The following is a 19,477-nucleotide window of genomic DNA, read 5'->3' as shown; positions in this document are numbered from 1 at the left end:
AAACAAGTTGAATATATGGCAGAATTGAATTTCGGTGGCGTGTTGGAAACAGTTGTCACCAGCAAAGAGTTTTCATTGGAAAAGGCACGCGAAGTGCTCAAGAACGAGACCATAGCGGTTCTGGGCTATGGCATTCAGGGTCCCGGACAGGCATGCAACCTGCGCGACAACGGATTCAACGTGATTGTGGGGCAGCGTCAGGGCAAGACATACGACAAGGCTGTGGAGGACGGATGGGTCCCCGGTAAAACGCTGTTCTCCATAGAGGAGGCTGCCGACAAGGGTACGATAATATGCATGCTTCTCTCCGACGCAGGGCAGATAGCCGTCTGGCCTAAGGTGAAACCTTATCTCACGGCTGGCAAGACTCTTTATTACTCGCACGGATTCGCCATCACGTGGAACGACCGCACGGGCGTTGTGCCGCCTGATGATGTCGATGTGATGATGGTTGCGCCCAAAGGCTCGGGCACGTCGCTGCGCTCTATGTTCCTCGAGGGACGCGGACTGAACTGCTCGTATGCCGTATATCAGGATGCGTCGGGCAGGGCTGAGGACAAGGCTATAGCCTTCGGCATAGGCATAGGCGCGGGCTATCTGTTCAAGACAACGTTCCAGCGCGAGGCTACAAGCGACCTTACCGGTGAGCGCGGATCGCTCATGGGTGCCATCGAAGGACTGCTCGAGGCGCAGTATGAGGTGCTGCGCGAGCACGGACATTCACCGTCGGAGGCTTTCAACGAGACTGTGGAGGAACTCACCCAGAGCCTCATGCCGCTCTTCGCGGCTAAGGGAATGGACTGGATGTACGCCAATTGCTCCACCACCGCACAACGTGGCGCGCTCGACTGGGCACCCCGTTTCCGCGACGCTATAAAGCCTGTCATGGAGTGGCTTTACCTTTCCGTGAAGACAGGCAACGAGGCGCAGATATCCATCGACAGCAACTCGCAGCCCGACTATCGTGAGAAACTCAATGCCGAACTGAAGGCTATGCGTGAGAAGGAAATGTGGCGCGCTGCCGAAACTGTGCGCAAGCTCCGTCCTGAGAACGAGGAGCTCTGAGCATAATACTTCTCATTCTACAATCCGTCACAACCATGCCTGTTTTTCATTAAGGCTTGGTTGTGACGCTTTTTTTATTTCATATTCATGCCATGAATGCCATACCGCGCCTCATTCCAGGTGTTTTCCCCGTCCGTCATAGTGCCGCCCACCCTGTAGAGACGCAAAATCTTGCGTCTCCCGACCACCCCATACCAATACATAATCACAACATCATCCTGCCCGTCAGTGCTTTTCCATCTCGCGGAACGCACGGTTCCGCGCCATGAATCTCCGTTTTCCGATGAGCCGTCTTAGGCTTTACATCATGCCATATATATTATTACATTATACCATATATATTATTACATCATACCATATATATTATTACATCATGCTATATATATAATATGGTGTGAACGGCGCGCATATTTCATATGTTGTTCTTGCATTTATGCTGGCGCGGATTTATATGAACGATTTTCGTGTATAATCTGTAATAATATGGCTTAATTTTGAGTTTTCATGTGTCGGATGCCTTTAAAAAAAGGCGATGAAGTACGTTTGGTTTGTATTTTTCCGATTTTTTGTTGTATATTTGTACTATTATTTTAATGGAGGGAAACATTTTAAGCGTGGTGATATGCTACATTCGCCGCGCTCCTCCGCCTGATGTAAGCAAACCATAAATAGAAAAGGGAAAACCCTTGAACCGTGTATGGAAAGACAAAAGAGATACTCCAAGACAATCATAGGCATGTGCATGACGCTTCTCGGAATGCTGTCGTGCGGACATGCCGGACAGACCGGTGTGACTGCGGAGCGGGAACGCATAGACACACTGCTCATATCGCGTTTCGATTCTGTATATACCAATCCTGACCTGATGGAGAAACGGTTCCGCGAAGCACAGAAAGGACTGACCGACAGTATGTCGTATTACAGGCTGGAACTGTTTGCCGGATACTGCCGCCACCTTATGGGGAACACCCCGGATGCCGTCAGTATCAACCGCAAGGTGATGGCTTATGCCCGTTCGCACGAGGGGTGTGAGGCTCTGGAAGCCATGTGCTGGAATCATCGTCGCGCGCTGTTGCTGGGCATGAACATGCGCGACTCGTCCATAGCATGCCTTCATCACGCCTACGACGCGCTCTACCGCACCTCCGACCGGCGCGAGCTTGAGAACATCTGCATAAACCTTGCGGACGAGTACAGACAGAAAGGCGACTGGGACAGTGCGGCACGTTACTACCGCAAAGCATTGTGGGTGGCTGACTCGCTGGGCTCGGAGAAGGTGAGGTTCAGCATATATGTCGGTCTGGCACAGGTGTATGCGGACATGCATAACTTCTCTCAGGCACATCATTACTTCGACATGGCGGAGCGCAATCCGGAGGAAAGGCTGGAGTATGAGGAGTATTACTTCCTTAACTCCAAGGGCAACTGCTACTACTTCGAGGAACGTTACACAGAGGCATTGGAGTGCTTCATGAAGGCATACGACATAGTCCGGAAGTTCAGCCAACCGTCGCTCGACGCGCTTACGGAGGCCAACATCGGTGAGATATACACTCTACTGGGACGTTACGATTCCGCTCACTTCTATCTGGACAAGTCGTATGCGCATTTCGCTCAGGCTCCGCAGGCAAACGAGGACGCCATGTTCTATCTCAACAGCCTGCAGGCTGCGCTCGCACTCAACGAGCACAGGCTCGACGAGGCGGGCAGGTATCTGTCAAAGCCTTACAATCCCGAGCGCGTGGGACCTTCTTACATGTATCTTCACAACAAGCGTCTGATGGAGTATTACGAGCGTCAGGGCGACTGGCGCAAGGCTTACATGTACAGGGAAATGGTGGAGAAATACAACGACTCGATACGCAACGAGCGACACATGAACAGCATCGCGGAGATAGACTACCGCTACCGGCAGGACACAACGCTCCTGAAGCGTGACATACTCATAGCCGGAAAGAACGTGCAGCTGTCCGAACAGCACACCACCATCGTCTTCATCGTCGCCCTGCTCCTCATTGTCGTGCTCGGGGCGGTGCTGGTGTTCGTATACGTGCGGCGCAAGAACGAGCGCATATATGCCCGTCAGCTCGCTCTGGTTACAAGGCTTCGCATGGACAATGTGAAGAACCGCATATCACCGCATTTCACGCTCAACGTGCTCAACGCCATCATGCCGGCTATGAGGCAGTATGAGGAACTGTCGCATAAGATGCAGCTCTTCGTGAAGGTGTTGCGCTCAAACCTGCTCGCATCAGACAAGATGGCGATGACACTTGCCGAGGAGATGGAGGTTGTTAAGGACTTCGTGAGTCTCCGTGAGCAGACCAATCCGGTGACGCCGCATGTCTCTTGGCATGTGGACGAGACTGTGGACACGGGCATCCTCGTGCCCACTATGTGCATACAGATTCCCGTTGAGAACGCCTTGAAGTACGCCTTCGACGGCATGGAAGGCTGTGGGGAGATAACGGTGAGCATCGACGGCAGGGACAGGGGAGCGCTTGTGAGCATCCGCGACAACGGATGCGGATACAATCCCGGCGCGCACAGCAACTCGGAACGCGGCACTGGAAACGGTCTGAAGATGCTCTACCGCACGGTGGAGATGCTCAACGCGAGAAACACCGTGAAGATGCGGTTCGACATACGCAACCTTTCGGATGCGGGAGAGCGTGGCACTCTCGTCACAATATACATACCTTATAGCTATCAGTTCAACCTATAACACATAAAAAGACCTATGAACAACAAAGTGATGTCAGCCGTCATCATCGATGACGAACCAGGAGCCATACGTGCCTTGGAGGCTGACCTGCTGGCTTACGACGACATTGTCGTTGCCGACACACAGACAAGTGTCGGGAAGGCGAGGCGCAGCATAATGCGCCATCAGCCCGATATTATTTTCGTTGACGTGGAGATGCCGGGCACGAGCGGCATAGAGCTGATGAAGGAGATGAGACCTCTCATGGGCAGCAACATGCACGTGGTGTTCTACACGGCATACGACAAGTACCTTATCGACGCGCTGCGCGCCTCGGCGTTCGACTATCTTCTCAAACCATATACCACCGAAGAGCTGCGCGCCATAATAGAGCGTGTGAGGGACGACAGGCGCAGCGGCAGAGGTGTGGCACAACCGCAGACACCCGACGTTGTCTCTGGCGACCGCTTCGCCGTGCAGACCGTAGACCGTCTCATGCTGCTCCGGCGTCGCGAGATTCTCTTTTTCCGCTATGACGAGAGCCGTTGCTGGGTCATTGTGCTTACCAGCATGGAGGAGCACCGTCTGCGCCGCACCACCAAGGCGAAGGAAATACTCGCTATGAGCAGTACGTTTGTGAAGGTGAGCTCCAACTGTATTCTCAACATCGACTACCTCGCATCGGTGGAGTACACCACGCTCAGGTGTGTGCTCTTCCCGCCGTTCAACAATCTTGAGATAATGGCGAGCCGCCGCCACTATTCGGAGATAAAGGAGGCTCTGAAGCTGCTGTGAGAAGCAGGTGCGGCTCTTCGGCGGCACAGTGCGGCAGGCTGTATGGCTTATGACTATTGTGTGCGTTAATCCTTGATTATTTTCCTGGTGTTTTTTAATTACCGCATAGTCACGTTTTTCTCCCGTTCGGGCACGGTTGGAGCGCGTACGGTGCACGTTCGCTCCGACCGTGGTTGCATTTTTTCTTTTGTTTTCCTAACTTTGCGCATACAGATGCCGTGCGTCTCACGCGACTCCGCCGTTTCTCCGAAGCGGCTGCGCAGGCATGTATGGAGCGCGTAACGGCATCAGGTATGCGGACATACGCAGAGACGGTATTCTCATCCGCCTCTCATGGCGAGACTTTCCTGATATGGAATGTCTGACGTCACTGTCGGCTTGCATTCACTATGGAAAAATAAAAACTCGTGCAGGCAGAGGTGATACTCGGGCATTCCTTTTTCATGTTACCCGTGTTGTCGGGCAGTCATATGTCCGTCAGCAGATTGCAGGGACAATATAAAACGATTATAATATGAACGATTTCAAGATTCTGGTCTCAACTGTCTTTGCGGCATTCATGGCTTTCATGCCTGCCGTGGCACAGGATAAGATCATCACGAAGGACGGTGACGTGCTCCAAGGATGGAATGTGGAAGTGAGCGACAAGTATGTTTTCTACAACACGGAGAATAAGACCGATGCCGACATCAAGCGCATGGAGAAGGACAAGGTGCTGATGGTGAAGCGTCAGGACGGCTCCACGTTGAACCTGTATGAGGACGCGCAGCCGGCGGCAAAGCAGGCTCCGGCGGCAGCCGAACCGGCGGGAGAGGGTCCGGTGATGGTGAAGGTGACGGATTTGGACGATGCCGCGAGGAAAGCCAACGAGGAGGCGTTGGCTCAGGTGAATGCGGAGATAGCGTATCAGCCGGAAGAAGGTGAGGAGGATAAGGATGCTAAATGGGCATTGCTGAGTTGGGGAGTGAAAGACGGTTCTGTGCTGGATGACGGTAACATAAGGATAAGTTTTGTACGCGGAACAATGTATTCAGTTAAGAACAAACCGGATGTATTTAATCCTATTGGAGAAACTTTTGCGTATGGATTACAAGGTCCCGCTATATCGGTACGGATTGAAAACAAGTCAGACCGCACGGTATATGTAGACCTCGGCAATAGTTTCTTCGTACGAATGGGTAAGTCTATTTGTTATTATGTGCCTTCTTCCACTACATCAACTTCATCTTCTTCGTCTGGCGCAGGTGTGAATCTTGGTAGCGTAGCCAATGCCTTGGGTATAGGTGGAACGGTAGGTCAGCTTGCCGGAGGCGTGAATGTTGGAGGCGGCAGTACAAACGGTGGCAGTACAACAACTTATGCACAGCGTATTATATCCATACCTCCAAAGGCAAGTTATGACCTTAGTGCGATATATATGTTTGGAAGTGAAACTACTTATAATATGCTTCCTGGATTATCTTATTACGGTAATAATATAGGAGCTTTTTCCACAACAGGTTTGAGAATGTATTACAAAAAAGATGAGCTAAAGCCTGGTAGTCGTTATAAATATGCGGCGGACAGCTCTCCGATTAATATGTCTGCCATAATAGCTTATTCCTTTTCTGAGAGCTGCACAAGTGAACGTGTGATGTCGGTAGATTTATATATGAAGGATATTATAGGCGTTGATTATAGTAATTTTACAGGGAAAATGAAGGGCAGTCTTAATATTCCGTCGAACGTTATATGGGTTTCAGCGAAAGCAGAAGACTCTAAGGACGGCGGATTCCAGTTCCCGAAATAATCTGTACAAAACCGTACGGTGATGTCCATTATTCCGTTTATATAGGTCTTGAGCATAATAAGTCTTGGCTCAACAGCCTTCATTGTCGGCTGTTCCGGTATCAGCTCAACAGTCTGTGGTGATGTTCCGGGTTGTGATATGCCGGGAGTCAGTCGGCGGAAGACATGATAAATAATTATTTGTAGATAGTTTGCTTTGTTTTTTCATTGCTGTTCAATTTTTCATAACGGCAGTAAAAAACGGTCCGGCACCGGTTCCCGGTTGCCGGACTTTTATATATCGCATAGTCTATGGCGGCATGTCCATGGTGCTTTCAACGCCCGGTTGGTGTATATCGGTTTCCGTTCCTGTTATGGATAAAATCAAATTAATATTGTTTGTTTTCCCCAGTAGAGACGCAAAATTTTGCGTCTCCCGACCCACCCATACCAATATATTATATCAACATCCTCCCTTCCTTCATCGCATTCTTCCTCAGTAGAGACGCAAAATCTTGCGTCTCCCGATTAAAAATCGCATTGAAGGACAGCACGCAACAGTGTCCGCACCTTGCAATGGATTAATCGTGAGACGCAAGATTTTGCGTCTCTACAGGCTGGCGCCATCGTTTTTATGTATCGGTAAAATCATATATATAATACTCTCGCCCCAAAAGTAGAGACGCAAAATCTTGCGTCTCCCGTCCTGCCCATACCAATATATAATCACAATATCATCCCCTCTGTCAGCTCAATTCTCCCTCGTGAGACGCAAGATTTTGCGTCTCTACAGGCTGGCGCCATCGTTTTTATGTATCTGTAAAATCATATATATAATACTCTCGCCCCAAAAGTAGAGACGCAAAATCTTGCGTCTCCCGACCCACCCACACCAATATATTATATCAATATCATCCCCTCCGTCATCGCAATTCTCCCTTGTGAGACGCAAAATTTTACGTCTCTACTGGTCCGCGCGGTCGGAATAAGGGGGATGTACCACCTTTTATATGATTATATATTATCCTATTTGAAATAAAAATAATGAATTCTGGTGCGGATTTCAGATTCTTTTCAGAATCGTGTAATAATTTTGCGGCATAACAGAATAATAATAACGTAAAAATAAAAACTTATGCGTATGAAAGGAAGATTCACTATTCTGACACTCATGATGGCGATGTTCATCATGTTATCGTGTGACAACAATGATTCTTTTGACGACGGACGTCTGAGCGAGAGTCAGGTGCCCAAGGCTGTGTTGGCTGAGTTTGAGCAGAAATATCCGGACGCCACGAACGTCACGTGGGCTAAGAAATACAACTCGTATGCCGTTGCCAGCTTCACCACAAACGGACAGAAAGCCGCTGCCAAAGACCATACGGCATGGTTTGAATGGGGCACAGGAAAGTGGAACATGACCGAGATAGAGATGCCTTACGCCATGATTCCCGATGCCGTGAAGACCGCTTTCGAGGCAAGCGACTATTCCAAGTCACCGTGGATGACCGACGATGAGGTGGACTATCTGCAAAGACCTGGAAACGCCGAGGCTCTCTATGTGATACAGGTGGAGAAAAAGGAGTCGGGCGTCGAGACCGAGATGGATCTCTACTACACCGCCGACGGCATACTCGTGAAGGAAATTGCCGACGTGGAGAAGGACAACGACTATCACGACTACTTGCCGCAGACACCGTCTGACGCCATCAGCGCATGGCTCACACAAAACTATCCGGGAGCCCGCATGGTGGATATGGAGCGCGAGCACAACTCCACAGAGATAGAGTTCGTGCACGGAGGACTGAAGTATGAGGCGGTGTTCGACTCGTCAGGACAGTGGGTCTACACCAAGACCGACTTAGGACGAAACTACGCCAGACTCGTTCCTGAGGTGGTGCTCAGTGCCCTCACCGGCAAGTACAGCACCGGAGAGTGGCGCGTGGACGACGCCGAGGAGTTCCTGTCTGCCACAAACCACTACTACTGTTTTGAGCTTGAGCGCATACGGAGCGCGTGGGATGACGAGACCGACGTGTACATCAGTGCCGACGGAACGTTCATCGACCGTCCGCAGAATCCTGACATCTCCGGCGGAGAGAACGGTAAGGTGCCCGTTGCCGAAGACCTCCTGACATTCATCGAACAGAAATACAACGGTGCGGTAGTGATAGGAAAGGAGTATGACGACGGTCTGCTGGAGATAAAGATAAAGCACGACGGACTGATAAAGGAGGTGAAGTTCAACGGCAGAAGCGAATGGGTGGAGACCGAGTACGACCTTTACAGCTACGACGCCCTGCCGCAGGCTGTGCGCGCCACGCTCGAGGCTGATAAGGACTTCCGTAAGGTGAACATGGAGATGGAGGTCAAGGAGAAACCTTCCGACACCATTTACACCATTGAGATAGAGACCGCCCGCATGGAGGTGCAGTATGTCATAAGCGCTGCGGGGACGCTCCTGCATAAGGAATATGACGACTGACGCACTGTGACATGCTTGTGATTATCATGGCGCGAGCCTGAGTAGAGACGCAAAATCTTGCGTCTCCCGATTAAAAACCGCATTGAAGGACAACACGTAACAGTGTCCGCACCTTGCAATGGATTAATCGTGAGACGCAAGATTTTGCGTCATTACAGGCTCGCGCCATAGTTTTTATGTATCGTTAAATCATATATATAATACTCGCGCCCCAAAAGTAGAGACGCAAAATCTTGCGTCTCCCGATTGAAAACCGCATTGAAGGACAGCACGTAACAGTGTCCTCACCTTGCAATACCTTCCTCGTGAGACGCAAGATTTTGCGTCTCTACAGGCTGGCGCCATTGTATTTATCCTCTGTAATATGCTTTCTTTTCCTCTCATTTGCATTATCTTTGCATAAGATAAGCTTCGGCTCGGCAGTATCAAGTCCGGCAAAACTTCGTTTTTACGACTTGCTGTTGCACTCGCCTTGCATTATCTTTGCATAAGCTAAGCTGCATTCGGGAAATTGAAAGCAGGCTTTCTTTTCCTCTCATTTGCATTATCTTTGCACCATATTTATATACATCCTCAAATCCTCAACTAAGCCCTTCAACGTCCTTCTTGCGTGTACATGTCCTCTCTTACTGAATTAGCAGATAAATTGAGGTAGAAATCCCCACTGCAACCCTCAATATTCCCTTACCCCACAATGCGACTTGAGGCAATACGCAGTATCATACCCATAAGTTGTAGGCGTTATCCAAAATCAGTCTGAAAAATGTCTGCGTAAGCATTANCGATTACTGATGACAATGTGGAGTCAAATTGCTCCATGATAGAAAATATTCCTCCAAAAGGAGTGAGTTTCTCAGATTTAATTTGTATTTTTGCCATGTCTATCGTCGGATTTTCTTGTTTATTTTTTGCAACACTAAGATAAGTGAATTCTTCGACATGGCAAAATCCTGAGCAACTTTTTGTTGCTCAGGTACTTAAAAAGTTTAATTTATAATAGTGTTGCGGAATTAAGGTACATATGATAAATCTTACACGTCTGTTTTTCCTCTTCGCCGTCACACTCCTGCCTTGCCGTCTGTGGTGTGCCGGCATGCCGTCATCCCTCGCGGAGCGCATTGACTCCATCCTTTCGGGCAGGCGGATGACCGTCGGAGTGTCGGCTGAATGCGGTGACTTCAGTTATGTAAGGAACGCGCGGGTGCGCTTTCCGCTCATGAGCGTGTTCAAGGTACATGTCGCCATGAAGGTGCTTGCCGACATGTCGGCAAGCGGTACAAGCCTCGACACCGTGGTGCATGTTGAGAGAGCCATGCTGCGCGAGAACACTTACAGTCCGCTGAGGGACGCCCGTCCGTCGGGAGACGTCGACATCACGCTTGCCGGACTGATGAGATACAGCGTGGCGGAAAGCGACAACAACGCCTGCGACATACTCATACGCATGGCGGGCGGAATAGGGCAGGTCGACCGTTATGTGCGCTCGCTCGGTGTGGACGGCTTCCGCCTGATGCACGATGAGGACGCCATGCACCGCGACATCACCCGCTGCTACGACAACTGGAGCACCCCGGAGGCTATGACACGGCTCATGAAAATCATTTTCGAAGGCTCCACACCGCTCTACGCGCCTCTGCGGAGCATGATGGCAGCCACCGTGACGGGTGCTGACAAGATACGCGCAGGAGTGCCTGAAAGCCTTCATGTAGCCCACAAGACGGGCAGCTCCGACCGCATAGCAGGCATAAAGACCGGTGACAACGATGTCGCCGTGGTGCGCATGCCGTCGGGACGCAACTGCTACATCACCGTCTTCATAAAAGATTCCGCCGAGACCGACGCTGTCAATGCAGCCGTCATAGCCGCCGTGGCGCGTGAGATAGTGGAGGAGGTGACGGCGCGCGGACTCTGATGCAGGTCAGCCTGCGGACGGTACGTTGCCTTTCCGCCATGCCGCCGCAGTTGCTTCGCATGGATGGACAAGCTGTGGCTGAAGTAAAAAATTTTGACAGTCTGAAAGCTGTAAAACAGAAATGGCATCGCGGAGTCTATCCGGAGGCGATACCGTTTCTGTTGTTCTATATCTCCGCTTCTTTCGTATGATGAGCCTGAAAAAGGTTTTCCGACGGGCGAAACCCGCTTTTCCGGTGTACGGAAGAGGCTCTGTCGGCATCCGGAAAAGCCTTTCCTGTGGTGTCAAAAAGGCTCTTCCGTCTGCCCGAATGGGCTTTTCCGCACGAGGATAAATCCTTTTTTATTTGATTGTATCGCATAAATGGCTGGCAGACAGAGAGATACCCAAACCGTGCAAAACTCGCGTATTTGCGCCGGGAACTGCTCCTGCACGCTTCCACGCCGTTCTCGCGGAGTTGACGTTCCACCGTTGTTCCTCCCCAATGTTTGTTTCTACGCCAATACCAAACCCCTTCATCGCCCTGTTTCATCCACTTGCCGTCGTGTCTGCATGGGATTCCCGGGCGGTGCGTTTTGACGCTTACGCTTGCGCACAGGCTGTTTCCCGTCATGCCATGCCGTCGGTTCCGGAGTCTTTTATGGCAGAATAAACGTAACCGGAGCGTTTTTCCGGCATTTTTATTATATAAATATCGCGCGATTTACAATATGTTATAAAATACCGGTTTTATGCTTACATATATTGTGATATCGGTGCCTTGGATGGCTGCTATGTTATAAATCGTAAGATGGCTTTATTTTTTTTGATTATCAGTATGGTCTTTCCTGTCATTCTGAAAGGAAATTATTACTTTTGCAGGACAAAGTAAATGATTTGTGATAAATATATTTCACAAGGAAAGAATTATAGGGTAAAACGATAACTTTTGATAATATGACAATGTCGGAAAGAACCGGATTATATGACGCATCACACGAACACGATGCGTGCGGAGTGGGTATGATAGTGGACATACACGGTAACAAGTCGCACGAACTGGTGGACTCGGCTCTCAAGGTGCTCGAGAACATGAAGCACCGGGGTGCCGAGGGTGCTGACAACAAGACCGGCGACGGTGCCGGCATCATGCTTCAGATACCCCACGAGTTCATTCTCCTGCAAGGCATTCCTGTGCCGGAGAAGGGCAAGTACGGCACGGGTCTGGTGTTCCTTCCCAAAGACCCGGACCTTCAGGCGGGCATGCTCAGCATAATGATAGAGGAGATTGAGCGCGAGGGACTCACTCTGATGCACCTCCGCAGCGTGCCCGTCAACTCGTCGGTGCTCGGCAAGGACGCGCTCGCCACGGAGCCGGACATCAGGCAGGTGTTCATAACGGGGGCGGCGGACACTGCCACCTTCGACCGCACCCTGTACATCATACGCAAGCGCATCGAGCGTCGCATCACGCACAAGGACTTCTACATCGTGTCGCTCTCGAGCAAGAACATCGTCTACAAGGGCATGCTCTCGTCGGTGCAGGTGCGCGAATATTTCCCCGACCTCACCCAACCTTATTTCACGAGCGGCATAGCCGTGGTGCACTCGCGCTTCAGCACCAACACGTTTCCCACGTGGAGCCTTGCCCAACCGTTCCGTCTGCTCGCGCACAACGGCGAGATAAACACCATCAGGGGCAACCGCGCGTGGATGGAGGCGCGCGAGAGTGTGCTCTCCACTCCGGCTCTGGGCGATGTCAGAGGCATACGTCCCGTCATACAGCCGGGCATGAGCGACAGTGCCTCGCTCGACAATGTGCTTGAGTTCTTCGTCATGTCGGGACTCAGTCTGCCCCATGCCATGGCGATGCTCATACCCGAGTCGTTCAACGACAAGAACCCGATCAGCGAGGACCTGAAGGCGTTCTACGAGTACCACTCCATCCTCATGGAGCCGTGGGACGGTCCGGCGGCGCTCCTCTTCAGCGACGGTCGCTATGCCGGTGGCATGCTCGACCGCAACGGTCTGCGCCCCGCCCGCTATCTCATAACGCGCAACGGCATGATGGTTGTGGCGAGCGAGGCTGGCGTCATAGGCTTCGAGCCGGGCGACATAAAGGAGAAAGGACGCCTCCAGCCGGGCAAGATTCTGCTCGTGGACACACAGGAGGGCAGGATATACTACGACGGGGAACTGAAGGAGAGTCTGGCTTCTATGAAGCCCTACAGGCAGTGGCTGTCAGCCAACCGCATTGAGCTGGACGCCCTGCGCAGCGGACGCAAGGCGCAGAACAGCGTGGACGACTACGCAAGAAAGCTGAGGGCATTCGGATATACGCGCGAAGATGTGGAGCTTGTCATACAGCCTATGTGTGTCAACGGCTCCGAGCCGACTGCCTCCATGGGCAACGACACGCCGCTCGCAGTGCTGTCCGACCGTCCCCAACTGCTCTTCAACTACTTCCGGCAGCAGTTCGCCCAGGTCACCAATCCGCCCATTGACCCCATCCGCGAGGAGCTTGTTATGTCGCTCACGGAGTACATCGGTGCGGTGGGCATGAACATCCTGCTGCCCGACGAGTCGCACTGCAAGATGGTGAGACTGCCTCACCCCGTGCTCACAAACACCCAGCTCGACATCCTCTGCAACATACGCTACAAGGGATTCAACACCGTGAAGCTGTCGGCTGTATTCAGTCCGGCTGGCGGAAAAGCCTCCCTGCACGCCGCGCTCGGCAGTCTGTGCCGCCAGGCGGAGGCGTCGGTGGACGAGGGGGCTAACTATATCATACTCTCCGACCGCGCTGTGGACGCCTCGCATGCAGCCATCCCGTCGCTCCTTGCGGTGAGTGCCGTGCACCATCACCTCATATCCGTGCAGAAGAGAGTGCAGACCGCGCTCATCGTGGAGAGCGGTGAGATACGCGAGGTTATGCATGCCGCCCTGTTGCTTGGCTACGGGGCGAGTGCCATCAATCCTTATATGGCGTTCGCGGTGACCGACTCTCTGGTGAGAAGCAACGCCATACAGCTCGACTACGACACTGCTGAGAAGAACTATGTCAAGGCTCTCTGCAAGGGATTATACAAGATAATGAGCAAGATGGGCATAAGTACCATCCGCTCTTATCGCGGCGCCAAGATATTCGAAGCGGTGGGAGTGGGAGCCGAACTGCTGCACGACTGCTTCGGAACGGATGTCTCCACCATCGGCGGAATAGGCTTGGAGGAGATAGCGCGCGACTATGCGGCGTTCCACAACGACGGGTTCGGCTCTGCCGCTGTGTCGGGACTGCTGCCTCACATCGGACTTTTCTCCTATCGTAAGGACGGGGTGAGGCATGCCTGGAACCCTGAGACCATCTCCGCCTTGCAGCTCGCCACGAGGTTGGGGAGCTATAAGAAGTTCAAGGAGTTCACTTCTCTTGCCGACCGGAAGGACGGTGAGATATTCCTCCGCGACTTCTTCGACTTCAAGACCAGTCCCATCCCGATAGACCGTGTGGAGCCTGTGGAGGACATAGTGCGCCGTTTCGTGACCGGAGCTATGTCGTTCGGAGCCATCAGCAAGGAGGCTCACGAGGCTCTCGCGCTTGCTATGAACGAGCTGGGAACGCGCAGCAACACCGGCGAGGGAGGCGAGGACAGCAGCCGTTTTCACGGTTCGTCGGACGGCATATCGCTCAACAGCAGGACAAAACAGGTGGCGTCGGGACGTTTCGGAGTGACTGCCGAATATCTTGTCAATGCCGACGAGATACAGATAAAGGTGGCGCAGGGAGCCAAACCGGGTGAGGGAGGACAGCTGCCAGGCTTCAAGGTGGACGAGGTAATAGCCCGTACGCGCCACTCCATACCCGGTATCTCGCTCATATCTCCGCCTCCCCATCACGACATATACTCCATCGAGGACCTCGCGCAGCTCATTTTCGACCTTAAGAATGTCAATCCCAAGGCACGGATAAGCGTGAAGCTCGTGGCGGAAAGCGGAGTGGGGACCATCGCGGCGGGCGTTGCCAAGGCGAAGGCTGACCTCATCGTCATCTCAGGAGCGGAGGGTGGAACGGGTGCCTCGCCCGCTTCGTCGATGCGCTATGCCGGTGTTCCGCCGGAGATAGGGCTCAGCGAGACACAGCAGACGCTCGTCCTCAACGGTCTGCGCGGGCAGGTGCGCCTGCAGGCGGACGGTCAGCTGAAGACCGGACGCGACATTATAAGCATGGCGTTGCTCGGTGCCGACGAGTTCGGATTCGGCACTTCGGTGCTCATTGTGCTCGGTTGTGTGATGATGAGGAAGTGTCACACCAACATGTGTCCGGTGGGAGTGGCTACTCAGGACGAACGTCTGCGCGCGCATTTCCGCGGTCATTACAAGTTCGTCGTGAACTATTTCAGGTTCCTCGCGCAGGAAGTGAGGGAGTATCTTGCGCAGATGGGATTCACCAGACTCGACGACATAGTGGGCAGGACAGACCTTATCGTGCTGAAGAACACCGAAGGACACGGCAGGGCTTCGCTGCTCGACTTTAGCCGTATGCTGCATATGGTTGACAACGGAGCAGCCATCCGCCACACGGGAGAGCAGCGGCACGACATCGGCAGCGTGATGGACGTCGGCATGATTGCCGCAGCGCGCGACGCCATAGAGAACGGCAGGGAGGTGTCGCTCGACTATGCCATCGCCAACACCGACCGTTCTGTCGGCGCGATGCTGTCGGGAGCGGTCGCCGCGAGATACGGCAACGACGGACTGCCCGAGCATTCCATCAACGTCAGATTCAAAGGCTCGGCGGGTCAGAGCTTCGGGGCGTTCCTCGAGCACGGCATAAGTTTCCGCCTCGAAGGTGAGGCGAACGACTATCTGGGCAAGGGTCTGAGCGGCGGACTCATATCTGTTCGTCCGCCCATAAGGTCGAACTTCGACGCCGGAAAGAACACCATCGCAGGCAACACGCTGCTCTACGGAGCCACGGGAGGACAGGTCTACATCAACGGTTGCGTGGGCGAGAGGTTCGCGGTGCGCAACTCCGGCGCCGTGGCAGTGGTGGAAGGCGTGGGCGACCACTGCTGCGAGTACATGACGGGAGGCAGGGTCGTGGTGCTCGGAAAGACCGGACGCAACTTCGCCGCGGGCATGAGCGGCGGCGTGGCATACGTCTGGGACCGCGACCGCACGTTCGACTACTTCTGCAATATGGAGATGGTGGAGTTGTCGCTGCTCGAGAGTTCCACTGCAAGAAAGGAGCTTCACGAGCTCATCAGACAGCATTATCTGTACACATGCTCACCCTTGGCGCGCACCATGCTTGACGACTGGAACCGCTATGCCGACGAGTTCATACAGGTGACACCTATCGAATACAAGCGCGTACTTGCCGAAGAGCAGATGCGGAAGCTGCAACAGAAGATAGCGGACGTGCAGAGAGATTATTAAACAGAGTCAGAACATTATCACAGAAACATATATGGGAAACCCTAAAGCATTTCTCACCATACCACGGCAGGAGGCGGGCTACCGTCCGGTGCACGACAGGATAAGCGACTACGGTGAGGTGGAACAGACGTTGAACACGAGTGAACGCAAGCTGCAGGCGTCGCGCTGCATGGACTGCGGAGTGCCTTTCTGCCATTGGGCGTGCCCCTTGGGCAACCGTCCTCCGGAGTTTCAGGACGCACTGTATAAGGGCAAGTGGCGCGAGGCTTACGAGATACTGACTGCCACAAACGACTTTCCCGAGTTCACCGGACGCATCTGTCCGGCGCTCTGCGAGAAGAGTTGCGTGCTCAAACTGGCAATCGACGCCCCCGTGACGATAAGGGAGGACGAGGCTGCCATAATAGAGGCGGCGTTCAGGGAAGGATATGTGCAGCCGCACAAGTATGGGCGCAACGGCATGAAGGTGGGCATAGTGGGCTCCGGACCGGCAGGGCTTGCCGCCGCAAACCGCCTCAACGCCATGGGCTATGAGGTGACGGTGTTTGAGAAGGATGAGTATGTGGGCGGACTGTTGCGCTTCGGCATACCCAACTTCAAGCTCAACAAGGCTGTCATCGACCGCCGCATCGGCATCATGGAAGCCGAGGGCGTGAGGTTCTGTGTGAACACTCCGATAGACCCCCAGAACCTTCCTGACGGCTTCGACGCATGGTGTCTGTGCACAGGAACGCCGCAGGCGCGCGACCTTGACATTCCCGGGCGCGAGCTGAAAGGCATACACTTCGCACTGGAGATGCTCTCGCAGCAGAACAGGGTGCTTGCCGGACAGACCTTCGAGGGCGACAGCCACATCAGTGCCAAGGGCAAACGGGTGCTCGTGATAGGCGGAGGCGACACGGGCAGCGACTGCATCGGCACGAGCAACAGGCAGGGTGCGGTGTCGGTGATGCAGATAGAGATAATGCCGAAACCGCCTGTCGGATATAATCCGGCTACTCCATGGCCGCAGTGGCAGCAGGTGCTGAAGACCAGCTCGAGCCACGAGGAGGGCTGCGAACGCCGCTGGTGTCTTGCCTCGACACGCTTCGTCGGGACGGAGGACGGACGGGTGAGCGGTGTGGAAGTGGAGGAGGTGGAGTGGACTCCTGCCTCCGACGGCGGACGCCCGGTGATGAGACCCACGGGCAAGAAGGAAATGATAGACGCCGACATGGTGCTTCTGGCAATGGGATTCCTCAGACCGCAGCATCCCGAATATGCCGACAACGTGTTCGTTGCGGGCGACGCGGCTACCGGAGCAAGCCTCGTGGTGAGATGCATAGCGGGCGGACGGAAAGCCGCTCAGGACATAGACAATTATCTTAAAAAGCTATAGCGTATGTGTGGAATAACTGCCATATTTGATATAAAGGGCGACGTGGGCGCGCTGAGGACAAAGGCTCTCGGCATGTCGAGGAAGATAAGGCACCGCGGACCTGACTGGAGCGGCATTTACTGCGGACGGTCTGCCATACTGTGTCATGAACGGTTGTCGATAGTCGACCCGCAAAGCGGAGGACAGCCGCTGTTCTCTCCCGACAGAAAACAGATTCTCGCAGTGAACGGGGAGATATACAACCACCGCGAGATACGCGCGCGCTATGCCGGAAAATACGCTTTCGGCACGGGCAGCGACTGTGAGGTGATACTCGCGCTCTACCGCGACAAGGGCGTGGACTTCATCGAGGAACTGAACGGAATATTCGCTTTCGCGCTCTATGATGAGGAGAGGGACGAGTATCTCATCGCACGCGACGCCATCGGGGTGATACCGCTTTACATCGGCAAAGACAGCGAGGGGCGCGTCTGCTGCGCCAGTGAGCTGAAGGCTCTCGAGGGTGTGTGCGAGAGCTACGAGCCCTTCCTGCCCGGACACTATTACTGGAGCCGCGAGGGGAAGATGAGACGCTGGTACAGGAGAGAGTGGACGGAATATGACAATGTGAGGCTCACCTACACTCCGGAGGCGGTGAACCATACGCGCGTCGCGCCAGGGGAGGATGCCGCCGCAAGGCAGACCGCCGACCTGCGCGAGGCTCTCGACAGTGCGGTGAGGCGGCAGCTGATGAGCGACGTGCCCTACGGTGTGCTGCTCTCGGGTGGTCTCGACAGCTCGGTGATATCGGCTCTGGCAAAGAAATACGCCGCGCGCCGCATAGAGACGGGCGGGCGCAACGCAGCATGGTGGCCGCAGCTGCACAGCTTCGCGGTGGGACTGAAGGGCTCGCCCGACCTTGAGAAGGCGCGCGAAGTGGCTCTTCACATAGGCACGGTGCACCATGAGATAAACTACACAATAGAGGAAGGGCTTGACGCCTTGCGCGATGTGATATACTACATCGAGACATACGACGTCACCACTGTGCGCGCATCCACCCCCATGTATCTGCTCGCGAGGGTGATAAAGAGCATGGGCATAAAGATGGTGCTTAGCGGAGAGGGAGCCGACGAGGTGTTCGGCGGATACCTCTATTTCCATAAGGCACCCGACGCACGGGCTTTCCACGAGGAGACGGTGCGCAAGCTCTCGAAGCTGTATCTGTATGACTGCCTGCGCGCCAACAAGGCTCTGTCGGCGTGGGGAGTGGAGGGCAGGGTGCCGTTTCTTGACAAGGAGTTTCTCGACACGGCTATGCGGCTCAACCCTTCGGTGAAGATGTGCCCCGGCAAAACCATTGAGAAGAAGATTGTGAGAGACGCTTTCTGCGACCTGCTGCCCGAAAGTGTGGCGTGGAGACAGAAGGAACAGTTCAGCGACGGGGTGGGCTACAGCTGGATAGACACGCTGAAGGACGTCACGTCGAAGGCTGTGAGCGACGGGCAGATGGCGCGCGCGGCGGAGCGTTTCCCCGTAAACACTCCGATGAACAAGGAGGAATACTACTACCGCAGCATATTCGAGGAGTATTTTCCGAGCGAGAGTGCCGCCCGCAGCGTGCCCAGCGTGCCGAGCGTGGCGTGCTCCACGGCTGAGGCTCTTGCGTGGGACGACTCGTTCGCAGGCGTAAACGAGCCGAGCGGAAGAGCCGTGAGCGGCGTGCATGAGGATGCTTATTAGAGGTCAGCCTCCGCACGGCTGATTGTTTATTTTGTGATACATCAATAGTTGTCTGTCCTGTACGTGACTGTCATCGGAGGTATGTTCCGGTGCGGCTCGGACAGGACTTTTTCTGTAAACTGACGTGTGCGGGCGGAGAAAGAGATTCTGCATAAATATACGGAACACACCGTGGCGTCGTGAATAAATATTCACCGTAACTTGAAAATACCGCCGTTTTTCTGTCCTCATGCC

At 53.8% G+C, this 19,477-nt stretch carries 9 protein-coding genes; all 9 read left to right on the top strand.

The annotated features are described in order from the left end of the window. The first annotated feature begins 15 nt into the window (after window positions 1-15). The gene (gene ilvC / locus BN4609_RS08335) at window positions 16-1,065 is read left to right on the top strand and encodes a ketol-acid reductoisomerase (protein ID WP_021992525.1); all 1,050 of its coding nucleotides are present in this window, start codon (window positions 16-18) and stop codon (window positions 1,063-1,065) included. Window positions 1,066-1,762: 697 nt separating this feature from the next. Beyond that, window positions 1,763-3,790 (top strand): tetratricopeptide repeat protein, encoded by a 2,028-nt coding sequence (locus tag BN4609_RS08325; RefSeq protein WP_068856152.1) that lies wholly within the window; start codon window positions 1,763-1,765, stop codon window positions 3,788-3,790. A gap of 15 nt (window positions 3,791-3,805) precedes the next feature. Next, entirely contained in the window at window positions 3,806-4,564 is a 759-nt protein-coding gene (locus BN4609_RS08320; protein ID WP_068856142.1) for a LytR/AlgR family response regulator transcription factor, read from the top strand. Between the two features lie 514 nt (window positions 4,565-5,078). Beyond that, entirely contained in the window at window positions 5,079-6,353 is a 1,275-nt protein-coding gene (locus tag BN4609_RS08315; RefSeq protein ID WP_068856140.1) for a hypothetical protein, read from the top strand. A 1,119-nt stretch (window positions 6,354-7,472) separates the two neighbouring features. Further along, on the top strand, window positions 7,473-8,816 hold the full coding sequence (locus tag BN4609_RS08310) for a PepSY-like domain-containing protein (RefSeq protein WP_164071613.1): 1,344 nt from the start codon (window positions 7,473-7,475) through the stop codon (window positions 8,814-8,816). A gap of 1,021 nt (window positions 8,817-9,837) precedes the next feature. Further along, window positions 9,838-10,728, top strand: coding sequence for a class A beta-lactamase (gene bla, locus BN4609_RS08305; RefSeq protein ID WP_068856136.1), 891 nt, complete (start codon window positions 9,838-9,840; stop codon window positions 10,726-10,728). Between the two features lie 936 nt (window positions 10,729-11,664). Further along, window positions 11,665-16,143: a glutamate synthase large subunit gene (gltB, locus tag BN4609_RS08295; protein WP_068856132.1), complete on the top strand. Its 4,479-nt coding sequence runs from the start codon at window positions 11,665-11,667 to the stop codon at window positions 16,141-16,143. A gap of 31 nt (window positions 16,144-16,174) precedes the next feature. Next, window positions 16,175-17,521, top strand: a complete 1,347-nt coding sequence (locus tag BN4609_RS08290) for a glutamate synthase subunit beta (RefSeq protein ID WP_068856130.1) — start codon at window positions 16,175-16,177, stop codon at window positions 17,519-17,521. 3 nt (window positions 17,522-17,524) lie between these two features. Then, complete coding sequence (gene asnB, locus BN4609_RS08285) at window positions 17,525-19,243, top strand: asparagine synthase B (RefSeq protein ID WP_068856128.1); 1,719 nt, start codon at window positions 17,525-17,527, stop codon at window positions 19,241-19,243. The last annotated feature ends 234 nt before the right edge of the window (window positions 19,244-19,477 follow it).

Source organism: Leyella lascolaii (assembly GCF_900079775.1).
Taxonomy (GTDB): domain Bacteria; phylum Bacteroidota; class Bacteroidia; order Bacteroidales; family Bacteroidaceae; genus Prevotella; species Prevotella lascolaii.
This window is presented reverse-complemented; position numbering and strand designations above follow the sequence as displayed.